The sequence below is a fragment of the Streptomyces sp. NPDC020379 genome, assembly GCF_044387105.1.
Taxonomy (GTDB): Bacteria; Actinomycetota; Actinomycetes; order Streptomycetales; family Streptomycetaceae; genus Streptomyces.
Window position 1 is genome coordinate 113,935 of record NZ_JBIRVR010000004.1, and the last position, 15,938, is coordinate 129,872.

Consider the following 15,938-nt stretch of genomic DNA (forward strand, 5'->3'; position numbering starts at 1 on the left):
AGCCGGTCCTCCGTCACGTTCACAGGTGGTCCTCCGGAGTCACCGGATCGGGGGCTTCCACGGCCTCGCCCGGCGGGCCGCCGTGGGTCCAGGGCGTCCGCTCGGGGCCGGGCAGCTCGGGCCCGCCGCGCGGGGCGTGCTCGAAGAGGGTCCAGCAGACGCGGTCGCCCTTCTCCGGCACCGAACCCGCGTCGGGAACCTTGCCCCGGCCCATGCCACCGGTCAGCCGCACCGTCAGCACGCCGGGCTCGCCCGGCACCGGGCCGACGAACTCCGCCGTCTGCGACGTCGCGCCGTGCGCCCGGTGGACCTTCGCGCCCTCGGCGAGCAGCGGGGTGTCGTCCGTGCGCACCGTCACCAGGGGCCGCGGCCGCGGCACCTTCGCCGTCGAATACTCCATCACCACCTCGATGACCTCGCCCGCGAACGCCTCCCCGGACAGCCGCCGCGCGGCCATCACCAGCGGGTCGTCCAGCGCCTCCTGGGCGTCGAGCTGCGCGAGCGCCGTCTCCCGCGCGGCCAGCTTCCGGGCGGCCGTCACCGCGTCGTCCCGCCGGGGCTGCGGCGGCTCCCCGGCCCGTACGCGATCGCGGTGCGCTGTGTAGGACCACCGGTCCCGCTTCCACCGGTCGGCCACCCGCTCGCCCGCGGGCAGGCCGCGCAGCAGGTCGACGCCCTGCCAGACGGCGTCCCACGTGGGCCGCAGCTGTGACTCCAGCAGCGCGCGGATCTCCCGCTCGGCGCTCTCCAGGGCGGCCGCGGCGGCGCGCTGCCGGGCCCGGGCCATGGCCGCGCCCGCCGGCCCGGCCGCCGCCTCCGCCGCCTCCGCGCGAGCCCGGTCGAAGCGGGCCGTGGCGGGCGCCAGCCGTTTGTTGTCGAACGCCGGGTCCGTCGCGGGACCCGCCGGGGGATGGAGCAGCAGCCCGTCAGCGTCCCGGGCCAGCTCCGCGCGCAGCGCCGCCGCCGCGCCCGTCGAGCCCGGCGGCGGGGCGATCCAGGCGAGCAGCGCGCCCAGGTGCTGGTCCTCCAGATTGCTCTGCCCCGTCGCCCAGTGCCTGCTCAGCAGCTGTGTCATCGGCAGCAGCAGCGACGAGCCGGGCACCCGCGCCCGCTCCCCGAAGTGCGTCAGCCAGCGGCCGAGCAGCGGCACGCGCGGGGGCGCGGGATACGCCGCCTCCGGATCCTGCTCGGCGGTGCGCCGGAACCGCATGGAGCGGCCCAGCAGCCGTACGTACTCCACCGCCGCGGTGGACGGCACCAGCAGCTGCGGAGCCTGTGCGCACAGCTCGACCTCGACCGGCACCTTCCTGCCGGTCTCCGGGTCGGTCTCCTTGCGCTCCTCCGTCTCCACGACGTCGGCGAATCCCTCGACGTAGGGCAGCACCGCGTCGGCCAGCTCGGCGAGGAACGCGAACCGCAGGTCCCTGTCGCGCGGCTGCGGCACCACCAGCAGCCGGGGCGCGTCCCGGTCGGTGCCCACCAGCGCGCCCAGCGGGGCGCCCGCCTCACCGGCCGTGGTGAGGGGCACGAACACGAGCGGCCGCTCCGCGAGATGCCGGTGCCGCACGGTCGCGAGGGGCCGGGCCCTGCCGTCCCGCACGGCCTCCATGCGCGCGAGCGAGGTGATCAGCGACATGCGGGCCCTTTCCGTCCGCCGGCGGGGGAGGAGCGATGGAGAGTCGTCATACGGCGGCCTCCGTGCCCGCGCCCGCCAGGGCCAGCGCCTCGGCGCGGAGGGCGGCCGCGCGGCGCAGGGCGGCGACGGCGGGGTCCTCGGGGTCGCCGGACTCGCCCAGGGCGGCGGACAGCACCGACTCCACCGTGGTCAGCCCGCCGAGCTCCCCGCGCAGGCCGCGCCCCAGGGTCTCCACCGCGCCCGCCCGCCGGGCCCGCGCCCGGCAGTGGAAGGCCAGCTCGCACGCGGCCAGGCACTCCGGGGCGTACGCCGCGTCGACGCACTCGACGGCGTCCAGCAGCTCCTCCGCGGGGCGCGTCGCCGTGCGGCCGTCCTCGGCGAGGCGCAGGTCGAAGGTGGTGCCCTCGGGCAGGTCGGCCGCGATGTCCTCGACGCGGGACAGCCGGCCGAGCTGCCGCCGGGTGGTGGCCAGTTGCTTGCGTACGTCGACGAGCTCGGCGGCCGGGAGGTTGGAGAAGTCCTTGGGACAGACGAGCAGCACGCGCGCGTGCACGCGCGGGGCGGCGGCCAGCCGCGCCGCGACATCCTCCAGGGCGAGGACGTAGACCGCGGCCTGCCGGGCCGCCGCGCCCACCTTCGTGGCGTCCGCCGCGCCGTCGACCATCGCGAAGGACTTGATCTCCACGACGGTCCAGCTCCCGTCGGGGTGGACGACCACGGCGTCCGGCTCCAGATAGGCGGGCGTGCCCGCGACGCCCAGGGCGAGCAGAGGGTGGTCCAGGAGCGCCCAGCGCCCCGCGGCGGTGGCCTCGCGCAGGGCCAGCGCCGTACGCGCGGTGCGGCCCTCGGGACCGGCGGCGGAGAGGCCGGGGGTGTCGACGGCGCCCGGCTCCGGCGCGGGGGTGCCGTCGGCCAGCCGCTCGTGCAGCAGGCGGATCAGGGCGGCCCCGCCGTCGGCCTTGACGCGCTGCTCGAAGGAGTGGCCGCGCACCAGGGCGAACTGCGACTGCCCGAAGGTCGCCGGGGCCCCCAGGGCTCGTGCCAGCGCACCCTTGTCGACCCCCGCGCCGTCCAGCAGCGCCCGGCGCCGGCAGCCGGGGTTGGCCGCCAGGGCCGCCAGGGCGCGGGCGTCCAGCGGGCGGGCAGCGGTGCCCGGCCCGCGCAGCTCAGCGAGCCGCTGCCGCAGCGCCGCCGGCGCGGCTGTCTCCGGCCTCGCCGGTGGCCGGCTGTCGAGGGATCTGGTCACTGGCGTCCGCCTCGCGAAGTCTCTCCGGCGCGCCCCGGGAGCCGTCTCCGGCCGGGGAGCCGGAGGCCGCGCCCCGGGGAAGCGCTGTACCTGCCGAAGTCTCGCATCCGGCACCGACATTCGCGGGCGTACCGGCAGTTTCCTTGCCTGTCGACCGGGAGAAACGGTCCGTGATCCGGTCGACGAACCGCAGCGCGGGCTTGGCCAGCAGGAAGCCCACACCCATGACGGCCGCCCCCGCGACGGCGTCCAGGAAGTAGTGGTTGGCGGTGCCCATCACCACGAAGGCGATCGACAGCGGGTAGACGACACCGGCGATCTTCGCCAACGGGGTGCGGCCGTAGCGGTACATCACGACGCCGCACCACAGGGCCCAGCCGACGTGCAGGCTCGGCATCGCGGCGTACTGATTGGTCATCCCGCCCAGGCCCCGCGGGGCACTGGCGTCGCCGCCCCACCAGCCGTACTCGGCGTACATCCGCATCGTGTCGACGAAGCCCTCGGCCGGGTCCAGCAGCCGGGGCGGGCAGGTGGGCAGCAGGGTGAAGCCGATGAGGCCGATGAGGGTGGAGATCATCAGCCAGCTGCGCAGGAGGCGGTAGTCGGCCGGGCGGCGGCGGAAGGCCCAGACCAGGAGTGCCGGGGTGAGGATGTAGTGCAGGGACGCGTAGGCGAAGTCGGCGGGTATGCCGAGGGCCGGGTGGTCCGTGAGCAGCCGGTTGAGCGGGTGCTCGAAATTTATTCGGAAGGTCTTCTCGAGGTCGAGGATCGACAGCCCGTGGTCGACGGCCGTCTGCACGTCCTGCCTGACCAGCAGGCGGCCCGCGGAGTACAGCGCGTACACCACGGCGATCAGCGGCAGCTCGGTCCACCAGCGCGGCCGCTTCCCCAGTGGTGCGGTGCGGTACATCCGGACGCTCTCCATGTGTTCAGGCGGCCAACAAGCGCGCATGCCACCGTACGGTGTACGCCGCATCGTTCGCACACCGCCCCGCGACTTATCGGAGACGCCCAGTTCGCCCGCCGTTCGGCGAGGGTGGGCGGAGTGCGAGAGGGGAGACGCCGGAAGCCACTGGAGGGTTGCCCGAGGCGGGTGTGAGCGATGATGGAGAACGAGAGGATGGGTTCTGGCAGGGCTTGTAATTATCTGCCGCCATCTGTAGCGAAAATCACCGAAATCTTCTGAAGGGTCCCTCGTCATGGCACCGCGCATCCTGCTGGCCCGGCACGGACAGACGGAGTGGTCGCTGTCCGCCAAGCACACCGGCCGTACGGACATCCCGCTCCTCGACGAGGGCCGACGCGGCGCGAAGCTCCTCGGCGAGCGCCTGCACCGCGCTCCCTGGGACGGACTGCCGGACGTCGAGATCCGTACGAGCCCCCTGGTGCGCGCCAAGGAGACCTGCGAGCTGGCCGGCTTCGGCGACCGGGCCACCGACTGGGACGCGCTGATGGAGTGGGACTACGGCGCGTACGAGGGGATGACCCCCGCCGAGATCAAGGCGCGGCGCCCCGGCTGGCTGATCTGGCGCGACGGCGTGCCGGAGGGCGAGACCCTGGCGGATCTCAGCGCCCGCGCCGACGAGGTCGTCCGGTGGGCGCGCTCGGCCGACCGCGATGTGCTGATCTTCGCGCACGGCCACATCCTGCGGACGATCGGGGCGCGCTGGCTGGGCCTCGACGCGTCCTTCGCGGCGCGCATCCGCCTGGACCCCACGTCGCTGTCGATCCTGGGCTGGGCGTACGACGCGCCGGCGATCGAGCGGTGGAACGACACGGGGCACTTGGCGTGAGCGGCGGGTTCCGCGGGCCGGGCCGAGTCGTTGTCCGCGGGGTGAGCCGTCCCGCACCACCGCTGCGCGGCGGTGTCCTCAAGCGCCGGACGGGCTGGATCGCCTGACTGTGGCCTCTTCGCCTGCGGGTCACGGATTGTGGAGTGCCGTGGGCCGTGGCTCCTTCGCCTGCCGGCCACGGACTGTGGATTGCCACGGGCCGCGGTTCCTTCGCCTGCGGGCGTGGGGTGCGGACTAGGTCCGCGTGATCCGGTCCGCCCGGTGCTGCCGCGCACGGCTAGCCGCCGCTCGCCACCGCGTGCCGGTACCGGCTCAGGAAACCTTCCGCCTCGTGCGGGTGGTGGCGGAGGCGGCGGGCCGTCGTGGCCAGCATGGTTTTGATGCGCGTCGAGTGGACCTCCGCCAGCAGGTCCAGCGCGCGGTCACCCGCGGCGGCCGCCGCGTCCGGCTCGCCGCCGTGGGCCAGGTCGCTCGCGAGCTGGGTGGTGAACAGCGCGATGTTGCGGGCGAAGTGCGGGCTCTGCAGGCCGACCGCGCGCCGCGCGTGGTCCGCCGCGCGCGACCAGTCGCCGAGCGCCGACCAGCACTGCGCCTCCAGCCCCTCCAGCTCCGCCTCGCCGAAGAAGGACATCCACTCCGGATCCGCGTCGGCGGCCCCGCGCTCGAAGAGCGTGCGCGCCCGCGTCAGCGCCTCCTCGCACGCCCCGCGGTCCTCGAGCCCGGCCCAGCCGCCCGCCTCCCGCAGGGCCAGCAGCGACATCAGCCGCGGCGACGCCAGCCGGCGGCCGGCCCGCTGTGCCGCCTGCGCCGCCCGGACCGCCTCCCGCGGGCGCCCCGCGTCGCGCGCGAGGAAGGAGGTGTTGCAGAAGGCGTGTGCCTCCAGCGCGGGGTCCCCGGCGACCCGTGCGGTGGCGAGCGCCTCCGCGTAGTGCGAGCGGGCGTCCGCGAAGCGGCCCGAGTCGTGGGCCAGCCAGCCGACGGAGATGGCCAGTTCGCCCGCCCCCGCGTGCAGCCGGTCCGCGACCGACTGCCGCCGGGTGTCCGCGTCCAGCAGTTCGTACGCCACCCGCAGCGGCCGCGCGGCGCGCCGGTAGAGGCCGTCCGCGCCGTGCCGGTCGTCCAGCAGCCGGATGCGGCGTACGGCCTGTTCGACGGCCACCGCCTCGGGCTCGCCCGCGTGGCGCGGGGAGCGGGGGGCCGGGACGACGGCACCCAGGGAGACCGCCGCCATCGCCGCGGTGCCGCTGGTCATGAACGCGCGACGCAACACGTCGCTCTCCTTGTGGCTGTCGAAGGGGATGCCGGGAGCGGCCGGGGCGCGCTCGGTGAGCGGCTCCCCGGACTCCCGTGGCGACGCCTCGGCGGATCCGCGCGCCCTCTTTCCGCGTACCACGTTCCGCGGCGTGAAACCCATGTCCGCCGGTTCCCTGCCGGGGAACATATGCCGGAACACGCGCTCGTAGGCATAGTTGGGGCAGCGGATCTCGCCGGACTCCACGCGCCCGATGTAGCGCGCGTCGCACGAGACCTGCTCGCCGATCTCCCGGGCCGCGCGCCGTACGGCCGCCGCGAACTCGGCCGGTGAGCGGCCGCCCCGCAGTTGCCGGAACGCCTCGTTCGGGCGGGGTGGAGGTGACGCGTGGGACGACGCCATGGCCGGCCCCTCTTCCTGGCGAGTACCGCCCCGCGGGATGCGAACGGGGGCGTGGGCTGTTGCTGCCCGTCGGGCTGCCGGAGCGGCGGAGCTGCCGTTCGGCGGAGAAGACCGTACCGGCAACGAGAGGGCCACTACCCCGTGTTTGGCTACAAAACGGATATCTCACTTGCGATCCGCCATGAAGTGCCATCCTTTGTGACGGCATGGCACCGTTGCCGTTGACGTGGTTCGCGCGTTGTACCCATGAGCGCGCTCGACGCGGAGTGGCACGGCGGAGGAGGGGTTTCCCTTGGTGGAGGCCGGAGTGGACATCAGCAGCTCGCGTACGACGGCCCTGCATCTGCCGTGTGAGGACCACAGCCCGTCGCCGTCCCCGTGCGCGGCCCAGGCTGCCGTCGACGCCGGGCAGTGCGACCTCGTCACCGTGCCCGCCAGGCAGGGCCTGGAGGCGGTCGACATCCTGCGGCTGCGTGACGGCGTCGGCCCCGTGCTGCACGACGGCGAGTGCGACACCCTCGGCTTCCTGGTGCCGCCCGGCACGGCGGACGCCTGGGACGTCCCGGGCAGCGCCTGCACCCAGCCGCGCGGCCGCGGCTTCCAGACGGACCCGGCGGAGCCGCCGCCGCTCACCGGCACCGGCTGGCTCGTCGCGCCGGAGGCCGCGTTCTCCGAGGCGACGGATCCCGCCGTGCTGCGGGCGGCGCTCGGCGAGGCGGCGCGCACCATCGAGGCCGTCGACCGCTGCCGCTAGGCGGCCCGCCGCCGGTGGCCGGGCGGCCCGGGGGCGGCACGGGCGATAATTGCCCGATGGGCAAGAGCAGGCAGAAGCAAGGGCGTGGGCGGGCGGCGGAGCCGGTCACCGAGCAGGTGGCGGGCGGGACCGCCGCCCTCGTGCCGGACCGGGACCGGCCACGCGGCTTCACCCTGACGATAGACGGGGCGCCGCAGTCCCACGTCGACCTCGACGACCCCACGTATCTCGAATTCGCCTATCAGCGCAGGCTCGGCCACATCGCCGACCTGGTGGCCCCGCCCGGCAAGCCGGTCCAGGCGCTCCACCTGGGCGGCGGCGCCTTCACCCTCGCCCGCTACGTCGCCGCGACCCGGCCCCGCTCCACCCAGCAGATCGTGGAGATCGACGCCCCGCTCGTCCAGCTGGTCCGCCGCGAGCTGCCCCTGGATCCCTCCTGGCGGGTCCGGGTGCGCGGCGGTGACGCCCGCGAGGGCCTGGCCAAGGTGCCGGACGGCTGGGCGGATCTGATCATCGCCGATGTCTTCAGCGGCGCCCGCACCCCCGCGCACCTGACCAGCGCGGAGTTCGCCGCCGAGGTGCGGCGCGCGCTGCGGCCGGGCGGCTTCTACGCCGCGAACCTCGCGGACGGGCCGCCCCTGCCCTACGTCAAGGCGCAGATCGCCACCGTGCGCACGGTCTTCCCCGAGCTGTGCCTGACCGCCGACCCGGCGGTCCTGCGCGGGCGCCGCTTCGGCAACGCCGTGCTGCTGGCCTCCGATCACGAGCTGCCGGTCTCCGAGCTGACCCGGCGCGCCGCCACCGATCCGCACCAGGGCAGGGTCGAACACGGCCGCGCCCTGGCCGACTTCACGGGCGGCGCGGCCCCCGTCACCGACGCGAGCGCCAAGCCGTCACCGGCCCCGCCGCCCTCCGTCTTCGAGTAGCGGCCCGGCAGTTCGCCGGGCTGCGGGCCGACAGCCGTCAGTACGGCGGGAGTTGTCCCGTACGCACCACCTGGGCGTACCAGCGGGCGCTCGACTTGGGGGTGCGCGCCTGGGTCGCGTAGTCGACGTACACCGCGCCGAAGCGCTTGCTGTAGCCGTACGCCCACTCGAAGTTGTCGAGCAGCGACCAGAGGAAGTAGCCGCGCACGTCCGCGCCGTCGGTCAGCGCCCGCCGGACGGCGTCGAGATGGGCGTGCAGATACGCGATGCGCTCCGGGTCGTGCACCACGCCGTCGCCGTCGGGCTTGTCGTCGTACGCGGCGCCGTTCTCGGTGACCATGAGCGGCAGGCCCGGGAACTCGCGGGCGAAGCGCGTCAGCAGCTCGTGCAGGCCCGTGGGGTCGACGGACCAGTCCATCGCCGTCCGCTTGCCGGGCGGCCGGTGGAAGGTGACGCGCTCGGCCCCGGGCCAGGGGGAGTGGTCGGCGGAGCCGTGGCCGCCCTCGCGGGCCGGGGCGTTGTCAGTGGCGGCTGATACCACTGTAGGCGCGTAGTAGTTGATGCCCAGCGAGTCGAGGGGGTGCCGGATGACGTGCGGATCGCCGTCGTGCACGAAGGACCAGTCGGTGAGCCCCGCGGTGTCGGCGAGCAGATCCGCGGGGTATGCGCCGCGGAGCATGGGCTCGGTGAAGATACGGGTGGCGAGCGCGTCGATCCGCCGCTGGGCGTCCCGGTCCTCGGGGGAGTCCGTGCGGGCCCTGACGGCCGCCGGGTTGAGTGTCACGGAGACCTGGGCCCGTGAGGGCAGGGCCGCGCGCAGCGCCTGGGCACCCAGGCCGTGGGCCAGGTTGAGGTGGTGGGCGGCGCGCAGGGCGGCCACGGGGTTCGTGCGGCCCGGGGCGTGCACTCCCGAGCCGTAGCCCAGGAAGGCGCTGCACCAGGGCTCGTTGAGGGTCGTCCACAGCTCCACCCGGTCGCCCAGCGCCTCGGCGACCAGGTGCGCGTAGTCGGCGAAGCGGTGCGCCGTCCCGCGCTCGGGCCAGCCGCCCGCCGACTCCAGCTCCTGCGGCAGGTCCCAGTGGTAGAGGGTCAGCACGGGGCGGATGCCCCGGTCGAGCAGATCGTCGACGAGCGCGCGGTAGAAGTCGAGGCCCGGCTGGGAGGCGTGGCCGCGGCCGGTGGGCTGCACGCGGGGCCAGGAGACGGAGAAGCGATAGGCGCCCAGGCCGAGTTCGGCCATCAGCCGGACGTCCTCCGCGCGGCGGTGGTAGTGGTCGGTGGCCACATCGCCGGTGTCGCCGCCGAGGGTCCTGCCGGGCGTGCGGGAGAAGGTGTCCCAGATGGAGGGGGTGCGGCCGTCCTCCTGTGCCGCGCCCTCGATCTGGTACGCGGCGGTCGCGGCGCCCCAGAGGAAGCCGGGCGGGAAGTTCACGGTCATGGAAGCGCTCCCGGGTGGGGGAAGTCGGAAGGGGGAGGAGATGACGAAGGGGTCAGCCCTTGACGGCGCCCTGCATGATGCCGCCGACGATCTGTCTGCCGAAGAGGGTGAAGGCGAGCAGCAGCGGCAGGGTGCCCAGCAGCGCACCGGCCATCACCACCGCCTGGTCGGGTACGTAACCGCGGCCGAGCCCGGTGAGCGCGACCTGCACGGTGGGGTTCTCCTGCGTGAGCGCGATGATCGGCCAGAAGAAGTCGTTCCACGCCTGCACGAAGGAGAGCATCCCGAGCACGGCCATCGCGGGCCGCGCGACGGGCAGGACGATGTGCCACACCACCCGCAGGCTGTTCGCGCCGTCCACGCGGGCCGCCTCGATCAGCTCGGTGGGCAGCACCTCCACCAGATACTGCCGCATGAAGAAGACCCCGAAGGCGCTGACCAGCGTGGGCAGCACCACCGACTGGAGCTGGTCGGTCCAGCCCAGCTCGGCGACGACCATGAAGAGGGGCACGACGCTCAGCTGCGGCGGGACCATCATCGTCCCGACCGTCAGCAGCAGCAGCGTGTCCCTGAACCGGAAGCGCAGCTTGGCGAAGGCGAAGCCGGCCACGGTGCTGAACAGCACCGTGCCCAGGGCGATCGTGCCCGCCACCAGCGTGGTGTTGAGGAGCGCGAGGCCCATGTGGGCGTCGCCCCACGCCGTGCCGAGGTTCTTCGCCAGCCTGCCGCCGAACCAGAAGGGCGGCGGCGTCCGCGCCAGCCGCGTGTTGTCGCGCGACGCGGCGATCGCCGTCCACACCAGGGGGAAGAGCGAGCCCACGGTGAACAGCGTCAGCACGGCGTAGGTGACCGGCCCGCCGTGCAGCTGCCGTCCGGCGCGCCCGGTCGAAGTGATCGTCACATCAGCCCCTCACCGGGTCTTCCCCAGCCGTCGCGCGATCATGATATTGACCGCGCCGATCAGCAGCAGGATGAGGAACATCGTCCAGGCGACGGCGCAGGCGCGCCCGAGATGGAAGTCGAACCAGCCCTGTTCGTAGAGATAGAGCCCCAGTGTCTGGAACTGGTGCGCGGCGCCGCCCTTCTGCCCGCCCGCCCCGCCGAACAGCAGCGGCTCGCCGAAGAGCTGGGTCGCCCCGATCGTGGAGACGACCACGGTGAAGAGGATCGTCGGCCGCAGCGCGGGCACGGTGACATGGCGGAACGCTTGCGTCCGCGACGCGCCGTCCAGCGCCGCCGACTCGTAGAGCTCGTCCGGCACGGCCTGCATCGCCGCCAGATAGATCAGCGCGTTGTAGCCCGTCCACCGCCAGATCACGATCGAGGCGACCGCCAGCTGGGAGGTCCACCGGCCGCTCTGCCAGTCGACCGGCCCCATCCCGGCCGCGCCCAGCGCCCAGTTGACCATCCCGTAGTCCCGCCCGTAGAGCAGCACGAAAACGAGCGTCGCGGCGGCGACCGAGGTGGCGTACGGGGTCAGCAGCGCGACCCGCCAGAAGGAGGCGGCGCGCAGCCGGAAGTGGAGCAGGTGGGCCAGGCCGAGGGCCATCAGCAGCTGGGGGACCGTGGAGAGGACCCCGATGGTGAAGGTGTTGCGCAGCGCGTTCCAGAAGAAGGCGTCGTCCAGCAGCCGGAGGTAGTTGTGCGCGCCCGCCCACTCCATGTGGTCCGGCGACGCGAGGTCCACCCGGTGCAGCGAGGCCCAGCCGGTGTAGAGGAGGGGGAAGACCCCGAAGGCGGAGAAGAAGAGGAAGAAGGGCGCGACGAAGGCGTACGGGCTGTAGCGCACGTCCCACCGGCAGAGCCGGCTGCGCCAGGGCCGTGGCCCGCTCCGCCCCTTCTCCGTGCCCCCGGGCGGCGGGACGTCCGTGTCCTGGAGGGCCTCGGCCGTCGCCGTCATTCGTCCACCGCGTTGTCGATCTCCTTCTGCGCCGCCTTCCAGGCCGCGCGGGGCGCCCTGCCCTGCTGCTCGACCTGGGGGATCGCCACATCGGTGAAGGCCGTCCCGATCTGCTGCTCCTTGGGGCCGATCACCAGGGTCGGGATGTTCCGGGCGGCCTCCGCGAAGATCCGCCCGGTCGGCGCGCCCCCGAAGTAGGGGTTGCGCGCGTCCCGGACCAGCGGCATGGCGTACGAGGCGGGGGTGGAGGGGATGCTCGCCTGCCGGTCGAAGAGCTTGGCCTGCTGCTCGGGCGCCGTCAGCCAGACCGCGAGCGCGATCGCCGCCGCCCGGTGGCGGGCGCCCTTGGGCACGGTGACGAAGGAGCCGCCCCAGTTGGCGGGCCTCGGGGCGGGGGCCACGTCCCATTTGCCCTTGCCCGCCGCGCCCGCCTTCTCCTTGATGTAGCCGAGCATCCACGGCGGACAGGCCACGGTCGCGAAGCGGCCGTTGGCGAACGCCTGGTCCCAGGGCTTCTCGAACTGCTTGAGCCTGGCCGTCAGCCCGCCGCGCGCCGCCTGCACGGCCAGCCGCCAGGAGGCCCTGACCGCTGGGCTCCGGCGGTAGACCGCCCTGCCGCGCCGGTTGTAGTAGCGCTCGGCGTAGCCGTGGATGGACGCGTTGTAGATCCCGGCCGCGGAGTCGGTGAAGACCGTGCCGGCCGGTGCCTTGCTCCGGTACGCCCGGCCGACGTCGAGGTACTTCCGCCAGTCACCGGCCCATAGCCTGCCGACGCGCTCGCGGTCCGTGGGCAGCCCGGCCTTCTCGAAGAGGTCCTTGCGATAGCAGACGGCGATGGGCCCGATGTCCGTGCCGAGGCCGACCGTCCTGCCGTCGGCGGATGTGGCCTGCGCCCACTTCCAGTCCAGCCAGTCGCCCTTGCGCACGCCCGGGACCCGGGAGAAGTCCTCGAAGCGGTCGGCCTGGGTGGTGGCCACGTCGTGGATGTTGCCCACCTCCACGGCCTGGATGTCGGAGAGGCCGCTGCCCGCCGCGAGGTGCGTCAGCAGCTGGGGGTAGTAGGTGTCGTTCCGCTCGATCACGCTCTCCTTGATCGTGACGTCCGGGTGCAGCCGCTCGTACTCCGCGTAGAGGCCCGCCTGCTTGTAGCCGAAGACCCCGAAGGTGCCGACGGTGACGGTGGTCCGGCCGCCGGCCGGCTTCGCGTCCTCGTCGTCCCTGGCGCAGCTGCCGAGCAGGGCCACGGCGAGCGCGATGGCGGTGGCGAGCGCCACGGGCGCCGGTCCCGGGCGGCGCGGGCCGCCCACCGGGGCGCTCACGGTCGTCCGGGGCGGGACCCCTCGCCGGGCCTGCGGGCTTCCACCGGGTCACGGGCCATCGGTCACGACCTTCCGTCAGATGCCACGGCGCGGCGCCGGCCGCAGCGCGCACTGCGACACCTGAGCCTTCCCCCGGGCGGGCGGTGAACTCTCCCCGCCCGGGCCCCGGCTCACTCCTAGGGGCTACAGGCGCACGCCCCGGGGGAGCAGCCGCCAACGCCGAAGGCCCCGGTCCGCTTTCGCGGACCGGGGCCTTCGATCAGGGTGAGTAACGGGACTTGAACCCGCGACATCCTGGACCACAACCAGGTGCTCTGCCAGCTGAGCTATACCCACCATGTCCGGTGTGTTTCCCACCGGCTGAGAAAAAGTGTACAGGGTCTTCGGGGGTGCTCGCTCCCAGGTGGCGCCGGTTCCGGGAGCGAGCTGCGTCACTCCCCCTGAGCGGGCAGCACGTGCCGGGCCGCGATGGCCTTCGCGGTGTCCGAGTCCGGGCCGGGCTGCGGCACGAAGATCGCCTCGCGGTAGTAGCGGAGCTCGGCGATCGACTCGCGGATGTCCGCGAGCGCCCGGTGGTTGCCGCTCTTCTTCGGACTGCTGAAGTAGGCCCGCGGATACCAGCGGCGGGCCAGCTCCTTCACCGACGACACATCGACGATCCGGTAGTGCAGGTGGTCCTCCAGCGCCGGCATGTCCCGCGCGAGGAAGCCGCGGTCGGTGCCGACCGAGTTTCCGCACAGCGGGGCCTTGCCCGGCTCCGGGCAGTGCTCGCGGATGTACGCGAGGACCTGCCGCTCCGCGTCCTCGAGCGTCGTCCCGTTGTCCAGCTCCGCGAGCAGCCCGGAGGCCGTGTGCATCTGGCGCACCACCTCGGGCATGGTGGTCAGGGCCTCGGCGGGCGGGCGGACGACGATGTCCACGCCGTCGCCGAGGATGTTCAGCTCCGAGTCGGTGACCAGGGCGGCCACCTCGATGAGCGCGTCCTGCGACAGTGAGAGCCCGGTCATCTCACAGTCGATCCACACCATGCGATCGTTCATGCGTCTCACCCTACGGGGCGTTCCCGCTGGCCGGGCAGGCGTGGGGTGTAGAGGTCCGACTCCGGCTTGCCCGGATCCGGACCGCCCCCGCCGCCGAGATGGCCGCCACCGTGTCCACCGTGGGAAGCGGACTGAGTGATATGTCCGCCATGCCCGCTATGTGGTGGTGGAGTGGCCATGATCGGGCCCGCGACGGCATGGGCGCCGGCCAGGGCCGACCGCCGCATCGCCATCACCGCCGGCTCCCCGCTGCGCTGCTCGCCCAGCTCCGCGCGCTCGAACCGGTCGGAGCGCTCCGGCCGGTCCGGCCGCTCGCCCCGTTCGGGCCGGTCGGCCACGCCGCTCTGCGGGCGGCGCGCCCGGTAGGCGGCGCGGTAGGCGGCCGGGGAGGACCCCAGCTGCCTGCGGAAGTGACCCCGCAGGGCCACGGGCGAGCGGAAGCCGCAGCGCCCGGCGACCTCGTCCACGGAATAGTCCGAGGTCTCCAGGAGCCGCTGCGCCTGGAGCACCCGCTGAGTGATCAGCCACTGCAACGGGGCACTCCCGGTGAGCGAGCGGAACCGCCGGTCGAAGGTGCGGCGGCTCATATAGGCGCGGGCCGCCAGCGTCTCCACGTCGAACTGCTCGTGGAGATGCTCCAGCGCCCAGGCGACGACCTCGGCGAGCGGGTCGGCGCCGATCTCCTCCGGTAAAGACCGGTCGAGATAGCGCTCCTGTCCGCCGCTGCGGCGGGGCGGCACGACGAGACGGCGGGCCAGGGCCCCCGCCGCGTCGGCGCCGTGGTCGGTGCGGACGATGTGCAGGCACAGGTCGATGCCTGCCGCGGTGCCCGCGGAAGTCAGTACGTCACCGTCGTCGACGAAGAGCTCCCGCGGGTCCACATGGACCGACGGATAGCGCTTGGCGAGCGTGGGCGCGTACATCCAATGGGTGGTGGCGGGCCTGCCGTCGAGCAGGCCCGCGGCGGCCAGTACAAAGGCACCGGTGCACAGCCCCACGATGCGGGCACCCTCTTCATGGGCGCGGCGCAGTGCGTCGAGTGCGGCGGTGGGCGGCGGCTGAGTGATCGACCGCCAGGCCGGTACGACGACGGTGCCGGCCCGGGAGAGTGCCTCCAGGCCGTACGGTGCGGTCAATTCCAGGCCGCCGGTTGTTCGCAATGGCACATCTTCGCCCGCGCATACCAGCAGTCGGTAGCGGGGTACCCCAGCGTCCTGTCGGTCGATCCCGAACACTGAGAGCGGAATGGAGCTTTCGAAGATGGGGCCGCCGCTGAAAAGCAGCACTGCGACGATCTCCCGGCGGCGGCGTCCGGAGAGCTTGCGCGTGGTCTCCGGTACGGTCGTGGAGTCCTGGCTCATGGCGCTAAGCCCCCCTCGGCGGTCGAGTCCTCTCGGTCCTGCACGTTTCCCCTCGGTCCTGAACGGTTCCCCCGCCGGTCATGGCCAAGATCGAATCTACTGCGTCACACGGAGTCGCGGTGACCAGTTCACCACCCGGCTCTATGTCGACATGACAACTTGGCGCGAAGCGTTCGATCACGAAGCGTTGCACTTGCAGGGCTCGGTGAAAAGTACGCCTCTCGCCCATGCCCAATCCCCGTAGGGTGCAACCGCCCTCCGCGGTCCTTTCCTTGCTGGTCGACCGGCTGTTGGGGGCTGCTCAGGCCAAGGTGAGGGGTTCGGCGTGAAGTTGGCCGAAAACCAACGGGTGCATCCGTACGAAGGTGTCATTCACCGGGCGTACTACCCGGCGTATCCCCCCGGGGCGCGCCCCGCGTGCCGCCCGGCGTGGACGCCCCCGGCCGACTGCTGCCGCGATGGCTGCCGACGCCCGTGCGGCCGTGGCGGCCGCGATGCGGAAGGCTGGATTCCGGTGCCGGCGGCGCCGGGTGGGGCTTGGGCGGCGCCTGCGCGGCGGTGCGTTCGGAGCGGCGCAGCAGCGCGCGGCAGACGCAGGTGAGGGCCACCAGACCGGCCGCGGTGCCGGCGGCCCCGCCGAAGGACTGACCGCACATCAGCAGGACGACAGGGACGAGCACACAGCTGAAGGCCGCCCAGCGGACCACATCGCTCACCGGATCGGGGGACTCCGCCCCGGAGTCGTCGGCGCGGGTGTGATCACGGGTTCCGGGCACGGAGCGGCTCCCTGCTGGCGGCGGCTGACGGTGGTACAACGCCCGGCCGGGCGCCTGGGTCACTGCGCCGCGTGCATCAGGAGTACGGCCGCGTT

General features: G+C 73.5%; 14 protein-coding genes and 1 tRNA gene. 3 read left to right on the plus strand and 12 right to left on the minus strand.

The window, feature by feature from the left end:
• Positions 1-19 precede the first annotated feature (19 nt).
• From ACH427_RS07135 to ACH427_RS07145, 3 genes are read right to left on the minus strand one after another with little or no spacing between them, the layout of a single operon-like run.
• Positions 20-1,636 (minus strand): hypothetical protein, encoded by a 1,617-nt coding sequence (locus tag ACH427_RS07135; protein WP_398868402.1) that lies wholly within the window; start codon positions 1,634-1,636, stop codon positions 20-22.
• A 46-nt stretch (positions 1,637-1,682) separates the two neighbouring features.
• Complete coding sequence (locus ACH427_RS07140) at positions 1,683-2,882, minus strand: hypothetical protein (protein WP_398868403.1); 1,200 nt, start codon at positions 2,880-2,882, stop codon at positions 1,683-1,685.
• Positions 2,803-3,792, minus strand: a complete 990-nt coding sequence (locus ACH427_RS07145) for a phosphatase PAP2 family protein (protein WP_398868404.1) — start codon at positions 3,790-3,792, stop codon at positions 2,803-2,805. Before ACH427_RS07145 ends, ACH427_RS07140 begins: the two co-directional genes overlap by 80 nt.
• Positions 3,793-4,081: 289 nt before the next feature.
• On the opposite strand from ACH427_RS07145, the gene ACH427_RS07150 reads away from it, so the two are divergent.
• A complete protein-coding gene (locus ACH427_RS07150) occupies positions 4,082-4,675 on the plus strand; it encodes a histidine phosphatase family protein (RefSeq protein WP_398868405.1) in 594 nt (197 codons plus the stop codon).
• Positions 4,676-4,952: 277 nt separating this feature from the next.
• Here ACH427_RS07150 and ACH427_RS07155 read toward each other — a convergent pair whose 3' ends face one another.
• A complete protein-coding gene (locus ACH427_RS07155; RefSeq protein ID WP_398868406.1) occupies positions 4,953-6,329 on the minus strand; it encodes a tetratricopeptide repeat protein in 1,377 nt (458 codons plus the stop codon).
• Between the two features lie 307 nt (positions 6,330-6,636).
• Here ACH427_RS07155 and ACH427_RS07160 point away from each other — a divergent pair, with 307 nt between their 5' ends.
• Positions 6,637-7,083: a hypothetical protein gene (locus tag ACH427_RS07160; RefSeq protein WP_398868407.1), complete on the plus strand. Its 447-nt coding sequence runs from the start codon at positions 6,637-6,639 to the stop codon at positions 7,081-7,083.
• Between the two features lie 56 nt (positions 7,084-7,139).
• Positions 7,140-8,009 carry a spermidine synthase gene (locus ACH427_RS07165; RefSeq protein WP_398868408.1) on the plus strand — a complete coding sequence of 290 codons (870 nt, stop codon included), beginning with the start codon at positions 7,140-7,142 and terminating at the stop codon, positions 8,007-8,009.
• Between the two features lie 37 nt (positions 8,010-8,046).
• On the opposite strand, the gene ACH427_RS07170 is transcribed toward ACH427_RS07165, so the two are convergent.
• From ACH427_RS07170 to ACH427_RS07205, 8 genes are all read right to left on the minus strand, one after another.
• Complete coding sequence (locus ACH427_RS07170; RefSeq protein WP_398868409.1) at positions 8,047-9,447, minus strand: GH1 family beta-glucosidase; 1,401 nt, start codon at positions 9,445-9,447, stop codon at positions 8,047-8,049.
• Between the two features lie 52 nt (positions 9,448-9,499).
• The gene (locus ACH427_RS07175) at positions 9,500-10,348 is read right to left on the minus strand and encodes a carbohydrate ABC transporter permease (RefSeq protein WP_398868410.1); all 849 of its coding nucleotides are present in this window, start codon (positions 10,346-10,348) and stop codon (positions 9,500-9,502) included.
• A gap of 9 nt (positions 10,349-10,357) precedes the next feature.
• Positions 10,358-11,347 (minus strand): carbohydrate ABC transporter permease, encoded by a 990-nt coding sequence (locus tag ACH427_RS07180; RefSeq protein WP_398868411.1) that lies wholly within the window; start codon positions 11,345-11,347, stop codon positions 10,358-10,360.
• The gene (locus ACH427_RS07185) at positions 11,344-12,621 is read right to left on the minus strand and encodes an extracellular solute-binding protein (RefSeq protein WP_398868412.1); all 1,278 of its coding nucleotides are present in this window, start codon (positions 12,619-12,621) and stop codon (positions 11,344-11,346) included. The genes ACH427_RS07180 and ACH427_RS07185 overlap by 4 nt, the downstream gene beginning before the upstream one ends.
• A 308-nt stretch (positions 12,622-12,929) precedes the next feature.
• Positions 12,930-13,002, minus strand: a tRNA-His gene (locus ACH427_RS07190).
• A gap of 95 nt (positions 13,003-13,097) precedes the next feature.
• A complete protein-coding gene (orn, locus tag ACH427_RS07195; RefSeq protein ID WP_398868413.1) occupies positions 13,098-13,706 on the minus strand; it encodes an oligoribonuclease in 609 nt (202 codons plus the stop codon).
• A gap of 5 nt (positions 13,707-13,711) precedes the next feature.
• Positions 13,712-15,067, minus strand: coding sequence for a helix-turn-helix domain-containing protein (locus ACH427_RS07200; RefSeq protein ID WP_398868414.1), 1,356 nt, complete (start codon positions 15,065-15,067; stop codon positions 13,712-13,714).
• Between the two features lie 368 nt (positions 15,068-15,435).
• A complete protein-coding gene (locus ACH427_RS07205; RefSeq protein WP_398868415.1) occupies positions 15,436-15,843 on the minus strand; it encodes a hypothetical protein in 408 nt (135 codons plus the stop codon).
• Between the last annotated feature and the right edge of the window lie 95 nt (positions 15,844-15,938).

Excerpts from the sequence above, each read along its gene's own strand:
- ACH427_RS07145 (WP_398868404.1), bottom strand. The coding sequence starts at position 3,792 with ATGTACCGCACCGCACCACTGGGGAAGCGGCCGCGCTGGTGGACCGAG.
- ACH427_RS07170 (WP_398868409.1), bottom strand. The coding sequence starts at position 9,447 with ATGACCGTGAACTTCCCGCCCGGCTTCCTCTGGGGCGCCGCGACCGCC.
- ACH427_RS07150 (WP_398868405.1), top strand. The coding sequence starts at position 4,082 with ATGGCACCGCGCATCCTGCTGGCCCGGCACGGACAGACGGAGTGGTCG.
- orn (WP_398868413.1), bottom strand. The coding sequence starts at position 13,706 with ATGAACGATCGCATGGTGTGGATCGACTGTGAGATGACCGGGCTCTCA.
- ACH427_RS07155 (WP_398868406.1), bottom strand. The coding sequence starts at position 6,329 with ATGGCGTCGTCCCACGCGTCACCTCCACCCCGCCCGAACGAGGCGTTC.
- ACH427_RS07135 (WP_398868402.1), bottom strand. The coding sequence starts at position 1,636 with ATGTCGCTGATCACCTCGCTCGCGCGCATGGAGGCCGTGCGGGACGGC.
- ACH427_RS07200 (WP_398868414.1), bottom strand. The coding sequence starts at position 15,067 with ATGAGCCAGGACTCCACGACCGTACCGGAGACCACGCGCAAGCTCTCC.
- ACH427_RS07180 (WP_398868411.1), bottom strand. The coding sequence starts at position 11,347 with ATGACGGCGACGGCCGAGGCCCTCCAGGACACGGACGTCCCGCCGCCC.
- ACH427_RS07165 (WP_398868408.1), top strand. The coding sequence starts at position 7,140 with ATGGGCAAGAGCAGGCAGAAGCAAGGGCGTGGGCGGGCGGCGGAGCCG.